This window comes from Acinetobacter sp. 22512, from assembly GCF_052044755.1.
Lineage (GTDB): Bacteria > Pseudomonadota > Gammaproteobacteria > Pseudomonadales > Moraxellaceae > Acinetobacter > Acinetobacter pittii.
This window is the reverse complement of record NZ_JBQENP010000001.1, coordinates 239,038-263,640: the sequence shown is the minus strand read 5'-3', so window position 1 is coordinate 263,640 and position 24,603 is coordinate 239,038. Positions and strand designations below refer to the sequence as shown.

Annotated in this window: 19 protein-coding genes; 6 read left to right on the top strand and 13 right to left on the bottom strand. The window is 38.6% G+C overall.

The annotated features are described in order from the left end of the window. The first annotated feature begins 22 nt into the window (after positions 1 to 22). From ACTJJG_RS01270 to ACTJJG_RS01255, 4 genes are all read left to right on the top strand, one after another. Positions 23 to 2,431, top strand: a complete 2,409-nt coding sequence (locus ACTJJG_RS01270) for a fimbria/pilus outer membrane usher protein (RefSeq protein WP_372552709.1) — start codon at positions 23 to 25, stop codon at positions 2,429 to 2,431. Further along, the gene (locus tag ACTJJG_RS01265) at positions 2,422 to 3,450 is read left to right on the top strand and encodes a Csu type fimbrial protein (RefSeq protein WP_032055808.1); all 1,029 of its coding nucleotides are present in this window, start codon (positions 2,422 to 2,424) and stop codon (positions 3,448 to 3,450) included. The genes ACTJJG_RS01270 and ACTJJG_RS01265 overlap by 10 nt, the downstream gene beginning before the upstream one ends. A gap of 554 nt (positions 3,451 to 4,004) precedes the next feature. Next, entirely contained in the window at positions 4,005 to 5,171 is a 1,167-nt protein-coding gene (locus tag ACTJJG_RS01260; RefSeq protein ID WP_372552705.1) for an MFS transporter, read from the top strand. A gap of 155 nt (positions 5,172 to 5,326) precedes the next feature. Beyond that, complete coding sequence (locus ACTJJG_RS01255; protein ID WP_002115710.1) at positions 5,327 to 5,830, top strand: hypothetical protein; 504 nt, start codon at positions 5,327 to 5,329, stop codon at positions 5,828 to 5,830. Positions 5,831 to 5,875: 45 nt separating this feature from the next. Here ACTJJG_RS01255 and accC read toward each other — a convergent pair whose 3' ends face one another. The 11 genes from accC to sbnA all read right to left on the bottom strand — a co-directional run bounded on the left by accC (position 5,876) and on the right by sbnA (position 21,623). Next, positions 5,876 to 7,243 carry an acetyl-CoA carboxylase biotin carboxylase subunit gene (gene accC, locus ACTJJG_RS01250; protein ID WP_002115704.1) on the bottom strand — a complete coding sequence of 456 codons (1,368 nt, stop codon included), beginning with the start codon at positions 7,241 to 7,243 and terminating at the stop codon, positions 5,876 to 5,878. Between the two features lie 17 nt (positions 7,244 to 7,260). Then, positions 7,261 to 7,680, bottom strand: a complete 420-nt coding sequence (gene accB, locus ACTJJG_RS01245) for an acetyl-CoA carboxylase biotin carboxyl carrier protein (RefSeq protein ID WP_000354611.1) — start codon at positions 7,678 to 7,680, stop codon at positions 7,261 to 7,263. A gap of 17 nt (positions 7,681 to 7,697) precedes the next feature. After that, positions 7,698 to 8,153, bottom strand: coding sequence for a type II 3-dehydroquinate dehydratase (gene aroQ / locus ACTJJG_RS01240; protein ID WP_017480934.1), 456 nt, complete (start codon positions 8,151 to 8,153; stop codon positions 7,698 to 7,700). Positions 8,154 to 8,388: 235 nt separating this feature from the next. After that, a complete protein-coding gene (locus tag ACTJJG_RS01235; protein WP_372552704.1) occupies positions 8,389 to 9,714 on the bottom strand; it encodes a Y-family DNA polymerase in 1,326 nt (441 codons plus the stop codon). A gap of 267 nt (positions 9,715 to 9,981) precedes the next feature. Then, positions 9,982 to 12,219, bottom strand: coding sequence for a TonB-dependent receptor (locus ACTJJG_RS01230; protein WP_372552703.1), 2,238 nt, complete (start codon positions 12,217 to 12,219; stop codon positions 9,982 to 9,984). Between the two features lie 153 nt (positions 12,220 to 12,372). Further along, on the bottom strand, positions 12,373 to 13,146 hold the full coding sequence (locus ACTJJG_RS01225) for an HpcH/HpaI aldolase family protein (protein WP_069119840.1): 774 nt from the start codon (positions 13,144 to 13,146) through the stop codon (positions 12,373 to 12,375). Further along, positions 13,139 to 16,666, bottom strand: coding sequence for an IucA/IucC family protein (locus ACTJJG_RS01220; RefSeq protein ID WP_069119843.1), 3,528 nt, complete (start codon positions 16,664 to 16,666; stop codon positions 13,139 to 13,141). The genes ACTJJG_RS01225 and ACTJJG_RS01220 overlap by 8 nt, the downstream gene beginning before the upstream one ends. After that, positions 16,663 to 17,868 (bottom strand): MFS transporter, encoded by a 1,206-nt coding sequence (locus tag ACTJJG_RS01215; RefSeq protein ID WP_069119845.1) that lies wholly within the window; start codon positions 17,866 to 17,868, stop codon positions 16,663 to 16,665. The genes ACTJJG_RS01220 and ACTJJG_RS01215 overlap by 4 nt, the downstream gene beginning before the upstream one ends. 3 nt (positions 17,869 to 17,871) lie before the next feature. Continuing rightward, positions 17,872 to 19,512, bottom strand: a complete 1,641-nt coding sequence (locus ACTJJG_RS01210; protein ID WP_081318603.1) for an IucA/IucC family protein — start codon at positions 19,510 to 19,512, stop codon at positions 17,872 to 17,874. A gap of 71 nt (positions 19,513 to 19,583) precedes the next feature. After that, positions 19,584 to 20,597 carry a 2,3-diaminopropionate biosynthesis protein SbnB gene (gene sbnB, locus ACTJJG_RS01205; RefSeq protein ID WP_003652251.1) on the bottom strand — a complete coding sequence of 338 codons (1,014 nt, stop codon included), beginning with the start codon at positions 20,595 to 20,597 and terminating at the stop codon, positions 19,584 to 19,586. A gap of 21 nt (positions 20,598 to 20,618) precedes the next feature. After that, a complete protein-coding gene (gene sbnA / locus ACTJJG_RS01200) occupies positions 20,619 to 21,623 on the bottom strand; it encodes a 2,3-diaminopropionate biosynthesis protein SbnA (RefSeq protein WP_005068826.1) in 1,005 nt (334 codons plus the stop codon). A gap of 537 nt (positions 21,624 to 22,160) precedes the next feature. On the opposite strand from sbnA, the gene ACTJJG_RS01195 reads away from it, so the two are divergent. Continuing rightward, positions 22,161 to 22,247, top strand: a complete 87-nt coding sequence (locus ACTJJG_RS01195) for a hypothetical protein (RefSeq protein WP_081038164.1) — start codon at positions 22,161 to 22,163, stop codon at positions 22,245 to 22,247. A 5-nt stretch (positions 22,248 to 22,252) separates the two neighbouring features. Here ACTJJG_RS01195 and ACTJJG_RS01190 read toward each other — a convergent pair whose 3' ends face one another. Both ACTJJG_RS01190 and ACTJJG_RS01185 read right to left on the bottom strand, forming a co-directional pair. After that, positions 22,253 to 23,275, bottom strand: a complete 1,023-nt coding sequence (locus tag ACTJJG_RS01190) for an ABC transporter substrate-binding protein (protein ID WP_230445266.1) — start codon at positions 23,273 to 23,275, stop codon at positions 22,253 to 22,255. Further along, positions 23,276 to 23,866, bottom strand: coding sequence for an ANTAR domain-containing response regulator (locus tag ACTJJG_RS01185; protein ID WP_002115726.1), 591 nt, complete (start codon positions 23,864 to 23,866; stop codon positions 23,276 to 23,278). 384 nt (positions 23,867 to 24,250) lie between these two features. Between ACTJJG_RS01185 and ACTJJG_RS01180 the strand changes: the two genes are divergently transcribed. Then, positions 24,251 to 24,592 (top strand): hypothetical protein, encoded by a 342-nt coding sequence (locus ACTJJG_RS01180; RefSeq protein WP_068557134.1) that lies wholly within the window; start codon positions 24,251 to 24,253, stop codon positions 24,590 to 24,592. Positions 24,593 to 24,603 lie beyond the last annotated feature (11 nt).

The following is a 24,603-nucleotide window of genomic DNA, read 5'->3' as shown; positions in this document are numbered from 1 at the left end:
TATCGTAAGTGCCTTATGTGTTATGTACTTGCCGATTCATGCTGCTGCTGAATCATTACAAGATAGTACTAATACTGTCTTACCAATTATTCCGGAAGTTGCGAATTCTGCTCATCAGGCCTTTGGTTCTGATCAGGGATATGTACAGCTGTTTTTAAATATTTCTGTTAATTCAAATGCTTCTAAAGATTTAATACCTGTGCGGCAAGATCAAGATAGAAAGCTATATATTCGCTCTCGTGACTTAAAAACTTTAAGACTAAAAATGGATGAACATATCCCAGATAACCAGTGGGTATGTATTAATGATTTAAATGGAATCCAGTTTAAATATCTCGAAAATGAGCAGTCTCTAAACCTAAAAGTTCCACTGAACATGTTAACGGGTTACTCAGTCGACTTAAGTGGCCAGCAGATCACTAGCCCTCAGTTACTGAAAATGAAACCCTTAAATGCAGCTATTTTGAATTACAGTCTGTATAACACTATAACCAATGATGAGAATGTTTTCTCAGGTACGGCAGAGGGTATTTTTAACAGTGCAATTGGTAACTTCTCATCAGGCGTTTTATATAACGGTAGTAATGAAAATAGTTATAGCCATGAAAAATGGGTACGACTGGAAACTAAGTGGCAATATGTTGACCCTGAAAAGATCAGGATATATACCCTAGGGGACTTTATTTCTAATAGCCCAGACTGGGGAAGCAGTGTCCGTCTGGCTGGTTTTCAATGGTCGAGTGCTTATAGCCAACGCGGGGATATTGTCACTTCGGCACTCCCGCAATTCTCCGGCTCGGCAGCATTACCTTCAACACTGGATTTATACGTCAACCAACAAAAGATTTATTCAGGGTTAGTCCCATCTGGTCCATTTGATATTAAACAGCTTCCGTTTATTTCAGGAAATGAAGTCACACTTGTGACTACCGATGCAACGGGACAGCAGAGCATTACCAAAAAGCCGTACTATTTTTCCTCCAAGATTCTGGCAAAAGGTATTAATGAGTTTTCAGTAGATGTGGGGGTTCCACGCTACAACTATGGACTCTATTCAAACGATTATGATGATGTCACCTTTGCCTCAGGTGCGATTCGATACGGCTACAGTAACTCACTGACCTTAAGCGGTGGAGCAGAAGCTTCAACAGATGGGTTATCGAACCTAGGCACAGGATTTGCCAAGAATGTTTTGGGTATTGGCGTGATCAATGCCGACATTGCAGCAAGCCAGTATAAAGATGAAAACGGTTACTCTACCTTGCTGGGTTTGGAAGGGCGCATCAGTAAAAATATTTCATTTAACACCAGTTACCGCAAAGTATTTGATAACTACTTTGACCTTGCTCGTGTATCTCAAGTGAGATATTTAAAAGATAACCAGATCAATGCCGAGTCACAGAACTACCTGAACTACAGCGCACTGGCAGATGAGATTTTCAGGGCAGGGATTAATTATAACTTTTATGCAGGCTATGGGGTTTATCTGGGTTATAACCAGATTAAATATAGTGACAACTCCTATAAATTACTGTCTACCAATTTAAGTGGAAGTCTGGACAAGAACTGGGGCTTTTATGCATCAGCGTATAAAGATTATGAAAATCACAAGGACTATGGAGTTTACTTTGCGCTGAGATATACCCCGTCCAGTAAAGTGAATGCGATCACGAGTGTATCTAGTGACAGCGGTAGCCTACGGTATCGCCAAGAAATATTCGGTTTGTCAGAACCCCAAATTGGTTCATTTGGCTGGGGGGGCTATGTTGAAAGAGATCAGGATGCCAATGAAAACAATGCATCGGTCTATGCATCTTACCGAGCACGAGCGGCTTACCTGACGGGACGCTATAACCGATTTGGAGACAACGATCAGGTTGCAGTTTCGGCGACGGGTTCATTGGTTGCGGCGGCGGGACGTATCTTTGCGGCCAATGAAATTGGAGATGGCTACGCAGATGTGACCAATGCAGGGCCACAAAGCCAAATTTTAAATGGTGGTGTTAATTTAGGTGCGACCGATAAGTCTGGCCGATTCTTAATTGCAAATTTAAGACCCTACATGTCTCATCATATCTACCTAGACCCATCATATTTACCTTTAGAGTGGGAAGTTAGCTCTACGAATCAGACAGCGTTTGTGGGTTACCGTCAAGGAACTTTGGTCGACTTCGGTGCTCATCAGGTTATTTCTGGATTAGTGAAACTGGTTGATCAAAACAACTCACCGTTAATGCCGGGTTATGCCGTTCGAATTAATGGTCAGCAAAATGGGATGGTTGGATATGATGGTGAAGTATTTATTCCAAACCTGTTAAAACAAAACAAACTTGAAGTTGATCTTCTAGATCATGGCTCATGCCAAGTTGATTTTGCGTATGAAAATAAGCAATACAGTGCTAAAAAATTGGGGCCTTATGTATGTCGATAAATATTGCTAGCTTTAACCAGCCGACAACTTTTAAAGGTCTTTCATTTATCCTGAAATATTTTTTGGGAATGAGCTTGCTATGCCTGATCTTTACATTTTTTAACTCTGCCCATGCAAGTTGCACAGTTACAGGGACACCTTCTGGTACATACACATACACTGCCGCAACAATTAACAATGATGCAGTTCTGACATACACGGGAACAATACGTTGTTATGGGGGGCGTACAACACCAGAAATTTCAGGTTATATGTGTATGAAAACTGTATTTACGGGAACAACAAATGCAATTAACAGTGTTTCATTACCTTACACCGTCACAGCAACTGTAGGTGGAGCTGGGTCTTCTACCACCAATCAAAATTCGAATGTCTGGTATGGTCCAGTAAGAACAGTCGCTTCAAATAATGTTATTAGTTACTCTGTAAATATAAAAGTACCAGCCCGTACAGGGTCGCTCATGGCATACCCTAAAGGAACCTATACTGGCACGGTTCAGCTATTTTGGGACATGCAAGCAAGCTCTAGCACTGTGTGTGAGGGCGATAGTGGTGGAGGTTGGGACTCGGGTAATACCACTATAACTGCTAATTATGTTGTGCCAAGTTTGTGTCAAATAGATTCAACATCAAATGTCGATTTTGGAAATATTAATGATATTGGTAAGACTACTCGTGATTATACAGCTCAAGGAGTGGTAAATACGACCTGTAATAATGGACTGCCATATAGTATTTATTTAGGGGATGGAAATAACCGTATTGCTGGTGGCTTTAGGCAGATGACAAATGGTAGTGGTCAATATATCCCATATCAGTTATATCAGAACTCGAATTATAGTGCGGTATGGGATACTACTGGTGGTGTAAGCGCAGTTGGAGGTTCTGGAGGTGTTTCTAAAACAGGTTCGGGCAATTCTCAGGGTACAAATGTCTATGGAAAAATTCCGCAAGGTACCACTATTTCAACAGCTCCGGGTAATTACTCAGATGCGATAGTTGTTACAGTAACTTATTAATTATTTATTGGAATTTAATGTTGAATATATTTTTAGAGGTTGAGTTGAACACTTAGCATTTAAAAAGTGGTCTATAAATTTGGTGTTTAATTGTTCTAATTTAAAAGAGGCAAATAGGTTTTTTTAAACAAAAGGTAGGGGTGATAAGTAGTTAGCGGTAATGTTGTTTTAGGATGAGTAAAAACAGAAAAAGACAAATTAAAAAAATAAGAAAAAACATCTGATAAATATATACCTTATGAATATTAAATGTATTTTTACACAAGTTAACAGATTGTACAAATTAAATTACAGTTCTCTTTTCTTTATTTATTCTTTCTTATCAATAAAAAATACTTATAGAGACAAGTCGATTCTCAATAATTTAATGATTTGTATTGGAAAACAAAGTGTTAAAATTGAAAAGCTCAGATGCTCTGATATGTTTAATTGTATTTTATTCGGTGAATCTACGAATCGAAATTTGTGGATGCTTAGTAGTACTAAAGACAAATGGCTACATGCGTGACAGCTATCCCGAATTTTAACCTCATGAAAATACAAAGGTTTATAAATTGTTTCAACCACTTACTATCCAAACTCGACTTGGTGGATTCTACTTCTTTTACTATTCCATCGTGGGCACATTCATGCCTTATTGGAATTTATATCTTCAAGATCAGGGATTTAATTATCAAGAAATTGGTGTTTTATCATCAATTGCGATTGTAACTCGTTTTTTTGCGCCTTTAGTTTGGGGGTGGATTGCTGATAAATCTGGTAGGCGGATGTTACTTGTTCGGATAGCAACTTGGATGGAGTCATGTATATGGTTGGCTATTTTTATAGTGCCAAATACTTTTCAATCAGTTGCTTTGCTTATGCTTATTTTTAGTTTCTTTCAAAATGCGATTTTAGCTCAATTTGAGGGAGTGACTTTATTTTGGTTGGGTGATCAAAAAGCTAAACTCTACGGCAAAATTCGTAAGTGGGGATCGGTTGGGTTTATTGTTGGGGTATTCACTATTGGGGCTATTTTAGAAATAGTGCATATTTCAATGCTCCCAATTTTACTATTAATTATCGCGTCTCTAGCGTTTATTTGGTCTTTCACAATCCGCGAACCTGATAGCGCGTCTACTTCCCAAAAATATTTAGAACCTTTATTTCCTGTTCTTAAGCGCCCAACAGTGGCTGCTTTTTTTGCAATTGAATTTATTCTACTTTTTTCACATGCGCCTTTTTATAGTTTTTATAGTAATTTTCTGAAATCTTTGAATTTCAGTACGACTGAAATTGGATTTTTATGGGCCATGGGCGTTTTTGCTGAAATTTTTATGTTTTCAATTGCCTCAAAGATTTTTCAACGTTTTTCGTGGCGCAGTTTAGTGATAGTGTGTCTGCTAGTGACGAGCATACGTTGGATGCTAGTTGCAGTATTTTCACATTATTTTATTGGTCAACTTTTTGCGCAGTGCTTACATGCCTTTAGTTTTGGTTTATTTCACTTGATCGCAATGAGAGTTATTTTTCAAAACTTTTCTGCTGGACAGCAAGGGCGTGGACAAGCACTTTATAGTACCATGTGGGGGTTAGGTGTAGCTTTCGGTAGTGTTCTGGCTGGGCATTTCTGGAAAATTCTTTCTGGTGAACTCATCTTTATGTGTGCCAGCGTGGTTGTGCTCTTAGGTTTGTGCTTTGTAAAGTGGCTTCCGAAACAAGTCGATTCTTCAACTACCTAAGCCTGAGATCATGCAAAACAAAGAATTTATATTGAAAAAAGCAAGTAAATATAAAATTGTTTGATGACTTGTTGTGACACGTTACAGTTGAAAAATATTGTTTTTATATGGTTATGGAGCAGTGATTTTGTCAAAAAATATGCTAACTTAACTTCATGCGTTTAATGATTAATAAATCTATGAAAAATATTTATATTATTGGATTATTGTGGGCTTGTTCTGGTTTAGCTGTGGCAGAAACGGCTACTCAACAGCCAGCTGAACAACCCGTTCGGACCGCAAGTAATCCTAATGCTATACGTATTGTTACGCGCCCTGAAATTATGGGATTATGGGGAATGGAAATTCCAAATAATAAGAAATGTGTGGAATATTATAACTTTCGTAGTAGTAATGATGTAGTGATCAAAAGCGGTCAGGAATGGTCTTATGGTATTTATGAATATCAACCATCTGATGATCCTAAAGAACAGCTAGCTGCTTTAGTAATGCAAATTAAATTTGATAATAATAAAGTAGATTGTTCTGGTCAGAAACAAGACCAAACAGGTGATGTCTCACAATATTTTGTACAATGGAAAAACGACCATACAATCAATTTCTGTTCAACAGCTAAGGGTGAGCAGTGCTTTGCCACTTTACGTCGGGTATTACCATAAAATGGTTGATATAAAAAAGCCTCTTAAAAATAAGAGGCTTTTTTATTATGCAGTTTCAGCTTTCTTTTCTTCCACTTGCTTTAACAAGTGTTTTTCAAGGTAATGGATATCCATTGCTTGAGAGCAGAAACTCTTATCTTGCAAAATAAGATCTTTATGTAGAGGAATATTTGTTTTAATTCCTGTAAGGATCATTTCATCTAGTGCTTGACGCATACGAGCAATTGAAGTTTCACGGTCTTTACCATGAGAAATCAATTTAGCAATCATAGAGTCATAGTAAGGTGGAATGCTGTATTCTGGGTAGATATGAGAATCTAAACGAATACCAGCGCCGCCTGGCGCATAGAAACTTTCAATTTTACCTGGTGAAGGTAAGAAGGTTGTAGGATCTTCTGCATTGATACGGCATTCAATTGCATGTCCTTGAACTTTGATATCTTCTTGTTGAAGCTCTAGTCCTAGGCCACCAGCAATACGTAACTGTTGTTCAATAATATCGACACCGGTAACCATTTCAGTTACAGGGTGCTCAACCTGAACACGAGTATTCATTTCAATAAAGAAGAATTCACCGTCTTCAAATAAGAATTCAAACGTACCAGCACCACGATATTGCATCAACTGACATGCATGAACACAAGCTTCTAAAATATCAGCTCGAGCTTGCTCTGGTAGGTTTGGTGCAGGTGCTTCTTCTAGTACTTTTTGATGGCGACGTTGTAATGAACAGTCGCGGTCATATAAATGAATTGCATGACCATTACCATCACCAAGAACTTGAACTTCGACATGGCGAGGTTTTTGTAAGAAGCGTTCCATGTAAACGGTATCATCACCGAACCACATTTCTGCATCGCGCTGTGCTGCTTGAACTGATTCAAGTAGTGTATCTACACGTTCAACAATACGCATACCACGACCACCACCACCAGAAGCCGCTTTAACAATAAGCGGGAAGCCGATTTCTTTCGCTTCTGCCAAGGCATTGTGGATGGTTACTGCATGGTCGCAACCTGGTACAGTAGGTACGCCAGCTTTTTTCATGGCAACAATCGCAGAAACTTTATTCCCCATAAGGCGGATATGTTCTGGACGTGGGCCAATAAAAGTAAAGCCTGAACTTTCTACAATTTCAGCAAACTCAGCATTTTCTGAAAGGAAACCATAACCCGGGTGAATAGCATCAGCACCGGTAATTTCTGCAGCAGTAATAATTGCCGGGATATTTAAATAGCTATCACTACTTGCGCCCGGACCAATACATACTGCTTCATCAACAAAACGTAAATGCATCAAATCCTTGTCGGCATCTGAATAGATACCAACAGTCTTGATTCCTAATGTTTTACAAGCCCGGGTAATACGTAAAGCGATTTCACCACGGTTTGCAATTAAAACTTTTTGCAACATAGACGTCCCCGGGGTAATTACGCGCGATAACGGAATAAAGGTTGACCGAATTGGATAACTTCACCATTTTTCACTAAAATTTCTTCAATCACGCCACTTTGAGTTGCTTCAATTGGGTTCATGATTTTCATTGCTTCAATAATACCCAAAGTTTCACCAGCAGATACTGTTTGGCCTACTTTAACAAATGGTGCTTCACCTGGGCTTGGAGCAGCGTAGAACACGCCAACCATTGGAGAAGTTTCAACTGCTCCACGCGGTGTTTTTGCAACTGGTGCTTCTGCAACAGGAGCAGCCGGAAGTGCTACACCAGCCGCAGCAACGACAGGATTGCGACGAGTTAAAGCGATTGATTGATCACCTTCTTTAACTTCGATCGCTTGCAAGTCAGACTCAATCATTAAATCGATGAGTTTCTTAATTTTGCGGATATCCATGGGCGACTATTCCTAAACTAGTTTGGGTTAGATGGTTGAATTTTTTCAATAGCGTAATCGAGCGCAAAACGATAGCCTTTTGCACCTAGACCACAAATCACGCCAATTGCTTTATCAGATAAATAAGAATGATGTCTGAATGCCTCTCTTGCATGGACATTAGACAAATGAACTTCAATGAATGGAATGGCAACGCCAAGTAGGGCATCGCGTAGAGCAACTGAAGTATGAGTGAGGGCTGCAGGGTTGATAATAATAAGTTCTACGCCTTCAGTTTGTGCTTGATGAATACGATCAACAATGGCACCTTCCCAGTTGCTTTGAAAAGTATCTAATGTGAGTGAAGCTTGTTGAGCTTGGCTAATAAGTTGTTGGTTAATATCATCTAAGGTAAGATGACCATATACTTCTGGTTCGCGTTTTCCCAGCAAATTCAAATTCGGTCCATGAATCACCAAAATGGTCGAACTCATTCAGATTGCTCCAGCTCTAAAGTTGCAAATATTCTTTGCAAGATGTCTGCAAAGTTTGCTTATTATGGCATATGTTTCTACAATTTTTTTATAATTTGTTTTCATCGTCGCAGAAAGGGTATACCAAATTCGGCTTATATATTGTAAATTTTGCGATGATTTAGCAATGTTAAAAAATGACAAAATTTCAAGTAATTTAATGGAGCTTATTTTAAACTGAATTGACAAAAACAGTTCATGTATTTTGTGTAACGGCTATAGAGTTCTCTCCAATCACTAATAGCTCATTCCATCGAGTTAGATAATTTTTTGAACGGTGACATTGTTTCATGTGCCAAGATGGATTACGGGAATGATAACCGACTTGTAAATAGTGACTGCCAAATCGGTTACGAACTGTGCTGAGAGTTTGCATTAATTGTTGTCTTTGCTGAATCAACTCAAGAGGTTGCCATAAATCATCAATGTGATGTTGACGGGGATGCAAACCACAGAATAAAACTCCAATCTTTATATATTTTTTATTTTCTTTATATAAAACATCAATTTGCTGCATGGCTGCTTTTGTTAATATGCATAAATCATCTGTTGCATAATTTAAGCCTATCGCTTGAGAAGATGCTTTTTTATAAGGTGGTTTATCTATTTTTTCATAAAGCATGACTTGAATGCAGGCACATAGTTGCTCTTGTTTCATTAAACGGCGATGAGCACGGTTGAGATGGAAAATAAGTGCTTGTTTAATAATCTCAATGCTGGATAAAGCTTGAGCAAAACTACGTGAAGCTAAAATTCGTTTTGTGACGATGGCAGGATCGTCAAGTTGAATACAGGATTGGCCTTTTAGCTCACGAATGGTACGTGCCATAACCACAGAAAAAGCTTTTGCTAGATGATGCTCATTGGCAAAAGTTAAGTCTAAGCATGAATAAATCTCATAACTCCGTAATTGTTTGACTAATTGATAGCCAATTCCCCAGACTTCTTTGACTGAAGTGTGTTGCATGAGGTCTTCAAGAAGCAGAGGATCTAAAGTGGTGAAATTACAAATTCTATTAAAGCTTCTAATTTTTTTAGCATAGTGATTGGCTAATTTTGCTTGAGTTTTTGAATATCCGATGCCAATACAACAGGGTAAGCTTAACCATTCTTCTAAGGTTTCTACGACTTTGACACAATAAGAATGAATATCTAGAGATTGAAGATAAGGGGTAAGGCGAATAAAACATTCATCTATAGAATAAGCTTCTAAATCATCGGGCGAGAAAAACTCACCAAGAACTGAAAAAAAGCGACGTGACATTTCAGCATATAACGTGTAGTTGCTTGAATAGACGTGTACACCTGCTTGAAGAGCTTCTTGTTCGATCTGATACCATGGAACCCCCATTTTGATACCCATATTTTTTGCTTCTTCACTACGTGATACAACACATCCGTCGTTGTTAGAAAGTACTACGACTGGTAGGCCAATAAGTTTGGGATTAAATAGTCGCTCACAACTCACATAACAATTATTAATGTCTACGAGCGCGTAGATTTCGCGGTGTGAGATTTCCATTATGATTTGCCCCATGAAAAATATTGGTAAAATTACATATGGATATTGTTTTCATAAACACAGTGAGAGGAAATGTTGGATGAAAAAAGTTGCATCTTGAATATGTAACAAAATCAAGTTAACAAAATTTTTAGCAGAATACTAGGGTGGTTCTGTGGGTTTGCCTCAGGTTAATAATGGAAAAAATAGATAAGGAATTAATATTTTTAGTAAAAAAGGAGATCGCATTGATCTCCTTTTTGTGACACATTCAATGTCAGTTTTTGATTACCACTTATGACTATAAGTCACTTTAAGCGTTGCACCATTTGCCACTAAATGGCTAGTGTTATCGCTAGTTCGTAATAATTGGCTATAGAGAGGATAATACTTGCGGTTAAACATGTTCTCTAAACCAATCGTCACAGTGTCTTTTTTGTTAAGCGCAAAACTACTGATTAAGTCTGCTGTTGTATAAGTTTTTACATCATAGCGACCAAAACTATTTTTACCATTTAAGCGGTAATCTTCTGAACCGAAGTAAGTGGCTTGTAGACGATTCGTCCAAGTTTCCGTTGGACTATAGGAAATATAACCTGTGAGTTTTAATGGTGGAATACGGAAGCCTGTCATATCTTGTTCAGCACCGTTTTGCGGCTTTTCACGACCTTTCATCCACGTAACACTACCACCAGTTCCCCAAACATTGGCATCGTCAAGATAATCAAATGTTGCTTCAACACCAGTGACTTTTTCTTTGGTTCTAGCGAGTACTAAACCATTGTTGAAAGATTGCACCGCACCTAGGTCGGAAGTAGAGTGGAAGACCGCTAAACTTGAAGAGAAGTTATTGAAGTTTCCTTTCCAGCCCAACTCGTAGTTATCTACTTTTACGGGTTCTAAGAATGATGAACCAAGGTTAAAACCTTCACCAGCATTACGAATAATCAAACCAACATCAGGTAATTGGAAACCTTGGTTAAAAGATGCATAAATCAAGTGTTGGTCATTTGGAGAGAAAGTCACGTTAGCATTGTACAACCATGCATCAGCTTTCACTTTCCCCCCCTCAACGGTGTAAGGGTTGGGCTTACCTAATTGTGATAAAGGAACAAAGCTATCAATTTGGGCATAGCTGTCTTCATAACGCGTACCAGCTTCTGCTGACCATTGGTCATTAAAGCGGTGTTTTAACTGTATAAAACCACCCACACTTTGCGTAGTGAGTTCAGGTAAATAAATAAGTTTGCCAATTTTTACAAACTCTAAGCCACCAGATTGATCATAAATTTTTTGATCGAAAATATCTAAAGGTATTTCGCTTTTTTCGCGGCTAAAGTCACCACCCCAAACTAGTGAGGTGTCACCTAAAAACTCAAGTGGTGTAGTAACAGTTAAGCGGCTACCGAGTACATTATTTTCTTGATAGATCTGATCTACTTGTCCTCCACGATTTGCATTTTTTCGTGCATCAAATGGTGAAAAACGTGTAAAGAAGTCGCGATAATAAATTTGTGCATCAACCTTATTACCAAAAAAGTCTTTATGGTTATAAGTTAAATTGTATATCTGGTTTTCGTTTTTATTTTGGTCTTTGAGCTTTAAGCCTTTAATTGCTTTCGCTGGTACAGTTCCAGCAGGAGCATTTTTCACACTTGGGTCAGATGCATAATCTGAGTCTTGCTCGGCATTATAATAGTTTGCAGCGAATTGTAGGTATTGATTGTCATCAATATGATAACCAAGTTTACCACCTACGCTGTAAGCATCGGCATCATATAAATCGCCCTGACTTGGTTCTGGTGCAACACGGTCACCACTTGCATCGTACGGGCTACCAATACGTTGGTAACCAAAGTCGAGTGCATAGTCAAAAGCGTTAAAGCTGCCTGTGAAATATTGATGAATATCGCCACTTAAAGCATTAGAACGGAAATTTGTTAAAGGTGTTTGAAGCCCAACGACTGTTTTTGCTGTAGGTTCGCCACCCGCAGCTTTTGTGGTAATTGAAATAATACCGCCAGAAGCACCGCCACCATAAATTGCGTTGCTGCCTCGAATCACTTCAATGTTGGCAATGCTTTCAGGGTCAATTGCTGAAAGTCCGCGTGATGTGTCACGTGTCAGGTTCATTGGAACGCCATCGACCAAGATGAGAGCATTACGACCACGTAAAGTCTGACCATAATCGGTAATGGTTCGGCTCGAATCGGATAAACCCGGTACGGCTTTTGCTAAAACAGTCGCAATACTTCCAGATGAACCATTTCTTAAAAGTTCAATTTGTTTTTCATCTAGCTTGGTGACTTGTTTGGCAGAGGTAGAGAGTTCATCTGCGCGTGAAGCAGTAATTGTAATTGTCGGGAGAGCTTCGGGTTTCTTTTCTGTTTCTGTAGTTTCAGCAGGTGAAGCAGCAAAAGCTGAATTGGAAAGAATAATGGCCCCACCAAGTGAAAGGAGTGGAATGATATTTTTTACTTCAGACTTCCTCGTAAAAAGTTTGTGACTTTTTATCTTATTTCCCATTGTCTCGCCCTGAGAGTGATTTTAAATTTGTCGAATTATAAGTGAGAATGATTGTAATTCACAATATCGTTGTTGGACAAAAAATAATAAAATTTATTTTTATTAATTGTTGTGTAGAGGAAGGTGCACTCATCGCTCTACACAACTGAAAATTTATGAGATTTCTTTATAAGAATTCAAATGATTTTGATGAGCACGGCGAATAATGCTGCGGTCATCACCGAGTACAAAAAGCTGAACGGATTGTTGTTTCCATGCCGCAATATCTTCAGGTTGGCGTGGAATAGCACAGAAATGCTTTTGACTATTTTTAGTCTTTATATACATCTCTTGAACTTTTTCTTTCACTTTTGGATGGCTAGATTGCCATGGCATTCCCATTGATTGGGAAAGGTCGGCAGCACCTTCCAGAATAATATCAATACCTTCAACTTTTAATATTTCATCTAGTTGTTCTAGTCCTTCTAAGCTTTCAATCATGGCAACGACAACCGTTTCGTTTGCTGCGTGTTGAACAAAACTAGCTAAATCATCCATACCATATCGATTTAACCTTGTCGAGTTGAGACCTCTTTGCCCAAGAGGCATATAGTGACAATAGTTCACGGCTTCTTGTGCTTGCTGAGCATTTTCTATACGCGGAAAAACAATACCCGTTACCCCTGCATCGAGCAGAGGTAGAACTAAATGGTTGGCGTTTAACGGTACCCTCACAAAGACATCAAGATTCATGGCTCTAGCAGCTAAAATCATGGTCTCGACTTGAGACGTACTAAATAAAGTATGTTCCAAGTCGATAATAATAAAGTTGTAGCCCGCAAGTGCCATTTGCTCGACATTAATCGGAGAAGCTACGGAACAAAAGATTCCGTAGAGCATCTCGCCATTTGCTATTCGTTTCTTAAAAGAAATCGAATACTTATTCATATTCAATTTCCTTAATAAGGCTGAGCGGGTTCGGCGTGGTTTGTACTCTTAAGCGAATTTCTGGAAGGAAACGGCGGCTTGCGAGTTGTTCAATATCGATGGTGTCATCTGTAAAGTTAAACAATTCATATCGCTCGGCAAACTCTGGGTGAGCTTCTTTATGCTGATTAATAATGGTTCTTAACATGGTCCAGAATTTGATTTCATCGAAGTCATAATGTTCATTTAAGAAAATCGCTAACTCAGCCAGATTTACAAACCAAAGCGCATCTTGAGTAAAGTCTCTTAACTCATTTGGAGAGTGGGTTTCCAAGAACGAGTTCGGGTTAATCTTGGCATGTTCTTTCGGCGCATCTTGCAAGTTAGGTAAAAGGTTCGGCTCACGTAAAAGATGACGACTAAAACGAATTCCATCATGGAAATCTTTCAAAGCCGCTTTAACGGGTAAACCATTTTTATGAATTAGTACCATGTTTTGCGCATGTGACTCTAAAGCGAGGCCGTGGCACCACAAAATATGCATGATTGGTAAATAAGCATTGCTGAGTAATTTTTCTAACCAGAACTCAATACCATACTCTTGGATCCACTCATCGATTAGTGGTTTTTGGTCTGTATCGAGTTGCATTAGACCCGTTACAGGCGTTGCTGATTCGCCTTCTTTTAAGTAGCTGTAAATACTTTCGCGCCAAATGCAGGCGAGTGCGCCGTATTGAACAGGTAGCGCAATTTGCTGGTTAACTGAAAGACCGCCAATCTCTCTTAAAATAACAGGCTTACGCTGTTTTTCTAAAATATGGTCTTGCTCAACAATGTTATAAAGCCAGTCACTCATTTTTGCCGCATTTTGAACGGTATGCGGTGCCAATACACGAGAGGTAGAAGTATTGACCAAGTTCATTGCCAATTTAAGAGAAAGCGCTGAGATGTCGCTAATATTTGATAATGTGCGAATGGACTGTTGTGGTAAATAAGTCGGACCTTCAATATCTAACGGGATGATCAGTTGGTTGCTGATTGCATCTTGATAATATAATTCAATAATTTTATCCCACTGCCACGGGTGAATTGGAGTGAGGATATAATCTTTAAAATCTACATTTTGCTCTTTCAATTGATCGTTAATGGCTTGTAGATCTTTTTCTGAAAAATGCTGTTTATAAAGCTGCTCTAAGTTAATGGTTTCACTTAAAACCAGTTTACATAAACTATTATGAGTCGCGACCCATTGAACCGTAAAACCTTCAGAAAGCTCGGGTGCATATTTCTGGTTTTCTTTTAAATCGAAGCCGATACGAGACTTAAAACTTGGGTGATATAAATGTGCATTGGTAATCCGTGCTTCTTGTTCTAAATAAGACAAGGTTCTTAAAGGTTGAGCAGGGGCTTGGCTTAAAGTTTGCGCATGTTTAACGTAAGTTAAATTGAGTTCATCATTAAAGTTTTGCCATTTAACTGGGTCAGCTTCAATAATATTTTTTAGATCGGCAAGTAATGTTTTTAAGTTAGGGCGAGTTTCAGTGCCTAAAGTAATATCAGAACGGACTAAGCTTGAAGGATCTAACTTAATTCGTTTAAAACTAAAGTGTCGTTTGGCCGCGCAGGTATAAAAAACGGTATCGGAAATATAGAACTTGATTTGACCTTTAGAAAACTCGTATTTAAAAGTATTTTCAAAAATGAGTGCTTCTAATAATTGGCCCATCACGCGATTTTCCGCGAGGGTTTTATAATTGGTTTGTTGTGTTGGTTGAAGAGGGCAAAGTGCTTCTGCGCCGCGATATTTATAAATAGGGTTTTCAACTTCAATCCAGATTGGGTTGCCACCACTATGGTAGAGCGTATTTAACATATTTGCCTTGATTGGTAATGTGAGTGAATTAATTAATAAATCGCGGTATTGCTCACCTTTTGCGCTAAAATTTTCTTGCGTGAGCGTAAGGCGTGTGGCTTGCCAAAGTTCAGATTCTTCAATGGCCGTAACTCGTGCAATTGCACTGATGAGATGAGCAATGTGATTGATCACAAGGTAATATTTTAAAAAGGTCCACGCATCTTTCTGAGAGAACCAAACGGTACTATCTTCAGAAATAGATGAGTCGTCTTTTATCATTTCTGGAACAATGCTAATGCCTTCCATGTCTCGAAGAATAAGGCGATGTGGATAGCCGTTTTTAAATTCCATTAAACTATTTTGCATGTGCGCTTCTACGCTAATGCCTTTATTTGCAAACAACTCAATTAATGGAATCAGTGAAACTTTAACGTACTGTTTCCACCAGAAAGTAATGAAGTCTTTCGCGTCTTTCGATTGTAGATTTTGATTCGGTGCCGCTTGCTGAATAAAGCTTAAAAGTGGGATTTCATGGTTTTCATTTTCTTCAACCAAGCCGCCCAGCATTCGGGTATTTTCTAATACATCAGTAGTGAGCCCAGCTCTATAGAGGATGCCAAATGAACTTTCAAGCTCTGGAATTTTGACTGTTTTTGCCTCTAACTCCGGCAGAATCACAAGGTCTGGATATTGCTCACTAATCTTGTGATTAATAATAATTTTGCTCGCATCAATCGCGCGTTCCATTTCATCCATTGGGTTATTACGAATGAAACTGGTAATTCGTACATCAATTGATAGCTTTAAGAATAGATTTGATTGAGGCAACCATACTGTACGAACGGATGAGGTCGGCCATACGGTTTGACCTAAAGCTCCCAGATAGATCACGTCTTGGCTATCTAAATGTTTCTTTAAAGATGGATGTTGAAGTAAGAAATTAGCTTGCCACGGATGGGTTGGCATTAGCTCGTAATTTGCTAAGTTTTCTTGTAAACGTTCTTTTGCAGTTTTTAAAACTTCATCTTCAATACGATGAGAAAGCTGTTCTTCACTTACAAGCTTTTGGATTAAAGAAGAATGGATTGCAAAGTAATGAAGTTGGAAACTTGCGCCTAACTCAGGGCTATATTTTTTCATGTCTTCTTTAGAGAAACCTAAATTGGCTTTAGAGGTCACATGAAAAGGGTGCCCATATAACATGCCTTGTTCCGTAGCCTGAAAACCGCTTAACGCTTTAGTTGCTGTTTGGGAAGGCTTATTTTCTAAAAAGAATTTTGTATTTTCGATACTATTGGCAATATCGGAGTACAGGTTCTTATTTTGGTTTTTATCTTTAAATAGACTATTCAACTCATCTGTAATCAGTTTCACTAACTGTTTAGGGTTGGTGAGTGAGTCAAATGTATTGTCGTTTAAGTTTTGCAGGACAAAACCACGTTGATATCGGTGATAACCCGTAGTTGAAAGATGCTGAACTGCACCATAAACAATCGTGTTAGACGCATTAAACGTATAAGCAAAATACAGTGTGTCTGGTTGCTCCGCATATAGGGTGAATAAAGGAGAATCTTGAGCTGGGATAATGTACTTTTCAAGATTTACTTTGAGTTCACGAAAGAAAGTATTCAGGTACTGTTCGAAAAGTTTATAAGACCATGCATCGGTTGTAATAATTGAGTTCATTCTTGTGCCTCTTCTAAAATTGTATCCATTAAGAATCTGTTCAAAATCACCACTAATCCCGCACCGATAAAAAATAGTGAGGTGCAGATTAATGCAGCAGTAATATTGAAAAATGAGTAGGTGAGCGTGATCGTGATTGGGCCAATAAGTTGTCCTAAGACAAAGGCACTATTAGAAATACCAATCACTTTTCCTTGGCTTTGAGCGCCGGCTTTTAGAGAAATTGTGTGTAAGATCGAAGGAATAAGGGCTGCAAAGCAGAAGCCTTGTATGAGTCGTAATACAAGAATCAGCCAGAGATTAGAAACCCAGATCAATGCGAAAATCGTGATGCCGCAAATTAAAGATGCGTAAATGAAGTTATTAAAAGAATCTCCTTTATCATCATTTCTTTTTCCCCAATAGGTTGCAGCAATAAATGCTGCTCCCCATGAAAGCGCATGAATTGTTCCCGTTAAACTCGCAGCAGATAACGATGAGTGAGTGCTTTGGCTTATTTCACTAATGTATAAAACAAAGCATGACACCAAACCAAAGCCGCCCGCTTGAACCAAAATGCCGGCGCTTAACCACGCAAAAATCGTTCTATCAAAGAAAGCTGGAAGCTTAGATTTCTCTTTGGTTTTTGTGGTTTCGGTTTTAACGGGATTGGTTAATACAAATGACGCAATCACAATGAGTGTCATCACAACAAATGCTGTCGCGTTGAGTAATACTTCAACCCGCCATTGATCCATAAATATCCCGCCGAGCACGGGACCACATAGGCAAGCGAGCGCAACACTACTTTGTAGTTGCCCAAAAGCGGCACCACGTTGTTGTTCATTAGAAAGATATGAAACATAGGCATTTAAAATCACAGAAAGACCGCAAAAACCGAGTAAAATTCGCGCGAAAATAAACAGGTATAAATGCTGGGCGCTCGCCATGAGCAGTATTGAAATACAGAAACCAGCCAGAGAAAGTAACAAGGCTTTTTTATGGCCGAATGTGTCGGATAGGTGGCCAACAATCGGTGCTGTAAATAAGCTGCCAATAGCCGGAGCCGCGAGTGCCAAACCTGCCCAGATAGTGGGAGCACTCATATGCGCCGTCAGTTTTTCCATATAGAGCGGCATGATCGGAATAAGCACCATGAGCCCGAAAGTAGAAAAAAACTGACAGAGCAAAATAATGAAATGATCTAGGCGAGATGAGCGCATGATTTAGATATCCATGGTCTCATAGCTAGAAACAGATAAGCTGTGATAAGGGTTTGGCGTACTTCCGATTTTACTTGGCATGCCTGTTGAGTCGCTTTCTTGCGCAAGTAAAGGCGTAAGTAGCTGTTTGAATGGCCAAGTCTTATTGTCAAAAAGATAAGTTTGAATTTGCGATTTTGTTTGTTCTGAAATGGGTTGCGTTTCTACAAAATCATGAATAATGTCTTGAACCATCTCCCAGAAATCGCTTTCTGTACGATCTGTATATTTCAAGGTCGCTAAAGCAATCGGGTAGAGGTTAATTTGAATCCCTAAAGTAATGAAGTAATTAAATAAGTCTTCATTTTTAGTAAAGATAAGATTGTTCGGCGTGCTGGTATCGATGGTATAAACCGGAGGAGTAAAACCACTTTCTTCAATGGCTGTGGTACATATTCTTAAGGTATCGTGGTCACGTAAAATAAAGCATTTCAACTTATTATTTTCATAACACACCATGGTGTTTTGCCCGTGGCATTCAGGCATGATTCCTTGTGCCCAAAGTGTTAAGAATGTTTGAATAAAATGAACACTTAAGTCTTTTAGTAATGACCATTTGTCACCTTCAACGCCTAAAGCTTCCCAAGGGTCAACATACATACAGCTTAAAGCTGACATAGTGATTGGAGTAACTTTTTTATCTTGGCAAATATCCGGTAAATGTCGGACTTGGCAACCGATTACACCTAAATTTTTTACAATCGGCTCTTGTTTACCCAGCACCCACCAATGTGTTTCATTACTCAAAAAGAGGCGATTTTTTATTAAAGCAGTTTCATTAATGACGTCATTTAAAAAATTATAAGCCGTATGTCCATTTATTAAATAACGACCTGGCATAGAGCGGATTGCACCTAAAGTTTTGGCATTGGTTGAGAGTTTTAAATGCAGAGTAGGGTTTGCGTTATGAATAAGCGTTCTTAAAGAAGAAGTCGGTAAACCAATTGTGGTGACATAGTTTAGGTCAATACCTTCATACTTATTTTCATCAAACTTTAAATAGCGATGTTGAGTCTCTAACAAAGGAAGGGCTAAGTAGTCATCTGAAAGCTCAGCCATTTTGTCAGCAATCAGACTTTCCTCAACTTCTGATAACAGAAGCTCTTTATGAGGAATCGACTCCATATTATTAATCACGTCATCCTTCTTAAATGCCCACCAATACACCTCAATTTCTTTTTGAGTTGTGAGTGGTGTAAGTTCACCTTTTGAATGAGCGAATGGGTGAAATGGACGGTCAGCTACCAGCGATAGCAACTCGCTTTTGATTAAAGGTGAAGAAAATGAAAGGGCTGACTGTAAAATTTGAGGAATTTTTTCAGCCGTTACTAAGTTGTCGAGCCAATAATCAATCGCTTTTTGATGGTGTGGAGATGGCCACCAAGTTGCTTGGGTTAAATAGTTAAAAACTTCAGAAATAGAAATTTTAGAAGTTGTATTGCTCAAGAGCTTATGAAGCAAAACTTCGGGTTGGGTAACATAGAAAGGATTTACACCATCTACTTTTAAACAGCTGAAATAGAGTTCCAACTCATCATTGAGAGTAATTGCCAGATAAGGCTTTTTATAGGAAATGTGATCTTTAAAATCTCCATAATTCTCCATGTAGAGTGCATCTATCGTTTTTTGTAGTTGTGCTGTGTAAATCCGATCTAACATTTTAGTTATTCCTATTCTTATAAAAGCGGTAGAACCGTGCCAACGTTTTGTTCTTGTGCAGCATTGAAGAACCATTTAGCGCAGACAATGTCATCAATCGCCATGCCCATTGGGTTGAGCAAAATGATTTCATCTTCGTGTTCGCGGCCGTTTTTATGGCCAATAATGATGTCGCCAAGTTCAGCATGTAGTTTTTCACGGCTGAATAAGCCATCTTCAACCAGCACGTTGATGACTTTCTTTTCTCGGTTTGATTGGTCCCAGTCATCCACAATGACTTTGTCGACTTTTAAGAAGACTTCAGGCTCGATATCCATAATTGAAATATTTGAAACAAAGCAGCCTTTTTTAAGCCATTCAAATGGAATGTAAGGTTTATCTGAAACTGTGCAGGTAATGAGGACATCGGCTTGTTGAATCGCAGACTTAGCGCTGTCATGAATTTCAATTTCTAGATGTGGATATTCCGATAAGAACAACGCTTTGAGTTTTTCAGCTGCTTCAGGGTTCACATCAAATAAATGGATTTTTTTCACTTGAGCATATTGTTCAAGCACAGTTTTAATCTGCATTTGAGCAATTGGTCCGCAGCCAATCACGGTAATGTCTGAAAAGTCTTTTTTCGCTAGATATTTAATCGAAACACCAGTAATTGCCGCAGTTCGCATGGCACTGATGAGACTGCCTTCCATCACCGCAACTGGATAATTTGTTTCTGAGTCATTTAAAACAATCAGTGCGCTGGCACGCGGAATATTGAATTTTTTAGGGTTATGTTGTCTTGAACCAATCCATTTGATTCCAGCAATCGGGTCGTTGCCGCCTAAATAACAAGGCATTGCGATAATACGGTCGGCAATATGGTCTGCACCTTGCCAGCGAAGATAAGGTTTTAAAGGTTGAACAAACTGTTTATTTGCATGCAGGGTTAAACCTTCAGTAATTGCTTCAATAAATGAATTACTATGATTTGCGCCAAGATTTAATAAATCTGATTGACTTAAATAGCGAAGGGTAGCCAAATTGCTCATGAATATTTCCTAAGGAGAAGGTTAAACAACATTTTGTAAAGTAAGGTTTTCTTGGCGTCTTAAGTTTCGATTGAAGTGACGCTTCTTGATCATTTCGAACCATTCATCTTCATAAACAAGATCGAGATAACGATCGCCGCGATCGGGCAACAGCGTTAAGACGCACGATCCATCAGGAATGGTTGGAATCAGTTTTTTGATGGCTGAAATTGATGAGCCACTTGAACCGCCAGCAAAAATTCCTTCATGTTCAAGAAGTTCTCTGCAACCGAGTGCCGACTCATAGTCATCTACATAAATGACATCATCAATTTCATCGGGGGAGAGTAGCGGCGGGACAGTACTTGCACCAATCCCAGGAATTTCGCGTGGACCAGATGTGCCACCGAACAACACAGAGCCGACGATATCGACTGCGATCACTTTTAATTCTGGAAATCTTTCTTTAAGGCGACGAGATACGCCCATAATCGTGCCAGAGGTACTTGCCCCAATCACGAGGTAATCAATCTTGCGATCAATTTGATTTAGGATTTCTTCTGCTTCTCCAAAATAATGGCTTTTCCAGTTATTTGGGTTTGCATACTGATTAATCCAAACAGCATTTGGAAGCTGTTGGCAGAGTCGTTTTACAGTGTCAATTCTGGTTTTTAAATAACCGCCGTTTTGATCTTTTTCAGAGACCATTTCGATATTGGCCTTGTAGAGCTTCAACATTTGTAAGTTTGCTGAGGCAATTTTCGGGTCAATAACGGCAGTAAATTTTAATCCATATATTTTGCAGGCCATTGCAAGCGCAATCGCTAAGTTCCCTGATGAACTTTCAACAATATGACTATCTTTATTAATCACTCCAGATTTCAGGCCTTCCTGTAGCATGAATAATGCCGGACGGTCTTTAATACTTCCTCCTGGGTTTAACAATTCCATTTTCGCAATCACTGAGATCGATTGATGCGTGAATAGCCTTGATAATTGTAGTAGTGGCGTTTTACCTATGCAGTCGAGAATATTTTCATGGATCATGGTAGATCTTCTCAGGTTTTTATGTGGTGTGAATGATAATGATTATTAATTAAATTATTATTACCATTTGTGCCATGATTGTTGCGGTTTGTAACTAAAAACAGGAGGGACTTAGAGGATTTTTCACTAATTTTTTTTATCTAATTATTTGAATCGTAATATTTAAGTTTTACAAAAGGATTAATAAATAAATCTTTTTAAATATAATGACATAGGCAATAAATTACTTTAGAGCTAAAAAAAATAATTTAATTAAGACAGATGCGAGAAATTATTTTGAAGAAATAAAATGAAATTTATGACTTCACCCGCGTAATTGATGCATCACTATTCTGCAGTGAGCATGGGTAGATTTAAGGCTTAAAGAAGAGAGAGGTATTTAAAGACTGACTTAAGATGCTTTGAATAATGAACTGAAAGTGATCAAGTGGCAGTTATTGATATGAAAATGTCTGAAAATGATACGCTTAGATAGATATGATCATTTCCATAAGCGCTATATTTTCAACGGATCAGTTGAGCCTAGAAAATATAGTAATGCGTGTTTCGCATTTTGTCTTATGGGTCTTTCAAGCTGTCTTTGTCATAAAAGACAGCTTTTTTTTATGGCGATTTAATAAGTAGAAAAGTTATGAACGATAGCGTTGTTTAGCTTGTTCATAAGCCTCAAGATTAATGCATTGAGCACCCAAGCTTGTGATTTGTGCTTGGTCGAGTTGAAGTTCATCCCATTTTTGCATTTGCTCGAGCAGCCAATAAAAATCTTCTACTTTTGGAAGTGCACTTTCTTTTACTAAATGACGGACAATATCCTGAATCATATAGTATTTGTCGACATGTACTTCTTCTGAACAATGGAAGCGCACAATTCCAAACTCGACTAATAATTTTAAAATTGGAGCAAAATCGTCTAACTCACTCAATTCTTGTTGGGCTTTCATAATTGCCGTGGTGAGTGCAACCAGTGTTTGTGGATGCTGTTCAGCCCATTCTTGAGTTACGGCTAAAACCTTATCAGCCACAGGTGGAATAATGTTTTGACTTGAGCAAATCATTTTACTTAAACCTAAAAGCTCTCCTTGAGTATTCCAAGGTTCTCCTACACAAAAACCATCAATCACATGTTTGTCTAATGCTTCAACCATATAAGGTGGCGGTAATGTTTTGAGCTGGATAGATTGAGCAAGTTCAGGGTTTGCTAAGGCGAGCCACTCTCTTAAACAATAATGATGAATAGAATGCTTAAATACATGCGCTAAAGAAATGGAGTGACCTTGTTCGAGATAATCTGCCACTTTTTGCGCTGTTACTTGGGCCGTATCATTTTTTTGAATTGTAAGTTGATGAGTAAGTTTTTGACTTAAGCTAATGAAAGCACGGTTTTCACTTAAAACGAGTGATGTTTGCAGTGGCGTGCCAATTTGATCTGTGCCGACAGCCGCCGCAGGTAACATTGCAGATAAGCAATGCGCTGCATCTAATAGACCAAAAGCAAGACGGTCTCGAAGACTTGCCCAAGATGCTTCTTTAACTAAAGTGACGTCTAAACCGACTTCCTCAAAGAAGCCTCTTTGTTTTGCCCAAAGCAATGCAAGACAATCAAGCAAAGGAATATAGCCGAGTTGTAATTGAGTCTTTTCTAATGTGCTCATTTATTCATCCTTTAGTTGATTGTTGAGTAATTTTTGGGCATCAAGTAACCGCCGTGCCATTTCTCCAATCGTTATACGGTGACTCATGGCATTTTTTCTAAGAAGTTGGAAAGCTGTATCTTCAGGCAGCCCGTGGAGTTGCATGAGTAACACTTTGGCCTTTTCAACATCTTTACGGTCAGCCAGTTTGGTTTGAGCCTCTTTTAAATCACCTTCGAGTTTTTTGTGCTTTTTATATTGCTCAATCGAGATTTCTAAAATGGTATGTAAACGGGCAGGGTCTATGCCATCTACGATATAAGCCGTTACTCCCGCATCGATGGCTTGTTTGATGGTGTCTTTATCTGAATTTTTAGTGAACAGGACAGTCGGTAGGTCATAGCTACTCACACAACTTTCAATAATGTCACGATGAGGATGATCCATATCGAGCAAGATCACATCGGCTTGTAAATGCTCGAGACGAAAAATATTTAAATGGTCCAAAGTAAGGCAAGCGACCACTTCAAAATCATTTTCAAGCAGACTTTTTCTTATATAGTCTGCTCGCGCATGATCATCATCAATAAGGGCTATTTTGAGTTTTGGCATAAGTTCAGAAAATCAGGCTAAGAAAATGCGCCAATTCGACGCGTTTTTTGTTATCAGGTTTTAAGCAAGATTAGTGCCATCCAAAACTAAACAAAAAATCCAGTTTAAGTGGCATTTCAGCGAGCTAAAGAATTAATGTGGTCAGTCTTGGTGCAAAAATACGATTCATTTTGTGGCAAGACATATTTTTATTTCAACTATTTAAGTGTACAGCGATGGGGCAAATAGAATAAGACATTATTTTTATAAGATAGCTGGCGAAATTATATCTATATGAAATTAAAAATAAAAAAATTTTAAATTAAATTTGTATAAGAATTGGCATGCAAAATGCTTACTTAATTACAGGTCGAAGACGACCATAAGTTTTAAAGACGGCCAACGATGTCCGTTCTGATCGAATTTGTGAGTGCAACTGTGCACACAAAGAATTTACGTTCAGTCGGAGTGAAGGCCATGTCTTTATTTTTATTGCATAAAAAAGTTACATCTGAATTATCTAATTTTTCAGTTCCAGCGATGCGAGCCTTCTCTATGAGGGGGCTCGCTTTTTTTATTTCTTTTTATGACTTTGCTGTGCATTGGGTGTCATTAACGAGTGGGAAAAATGGATTCCAAGCAGCTACATGCTTTGTGAGATTGATTCGCTTCTCGGTAGAACACAAGGCAAAAAAACAATGTCTATTTGAGAACACAATAACGCAGCTTAAAAGCAACGTGATTTGAGGAGAAACACT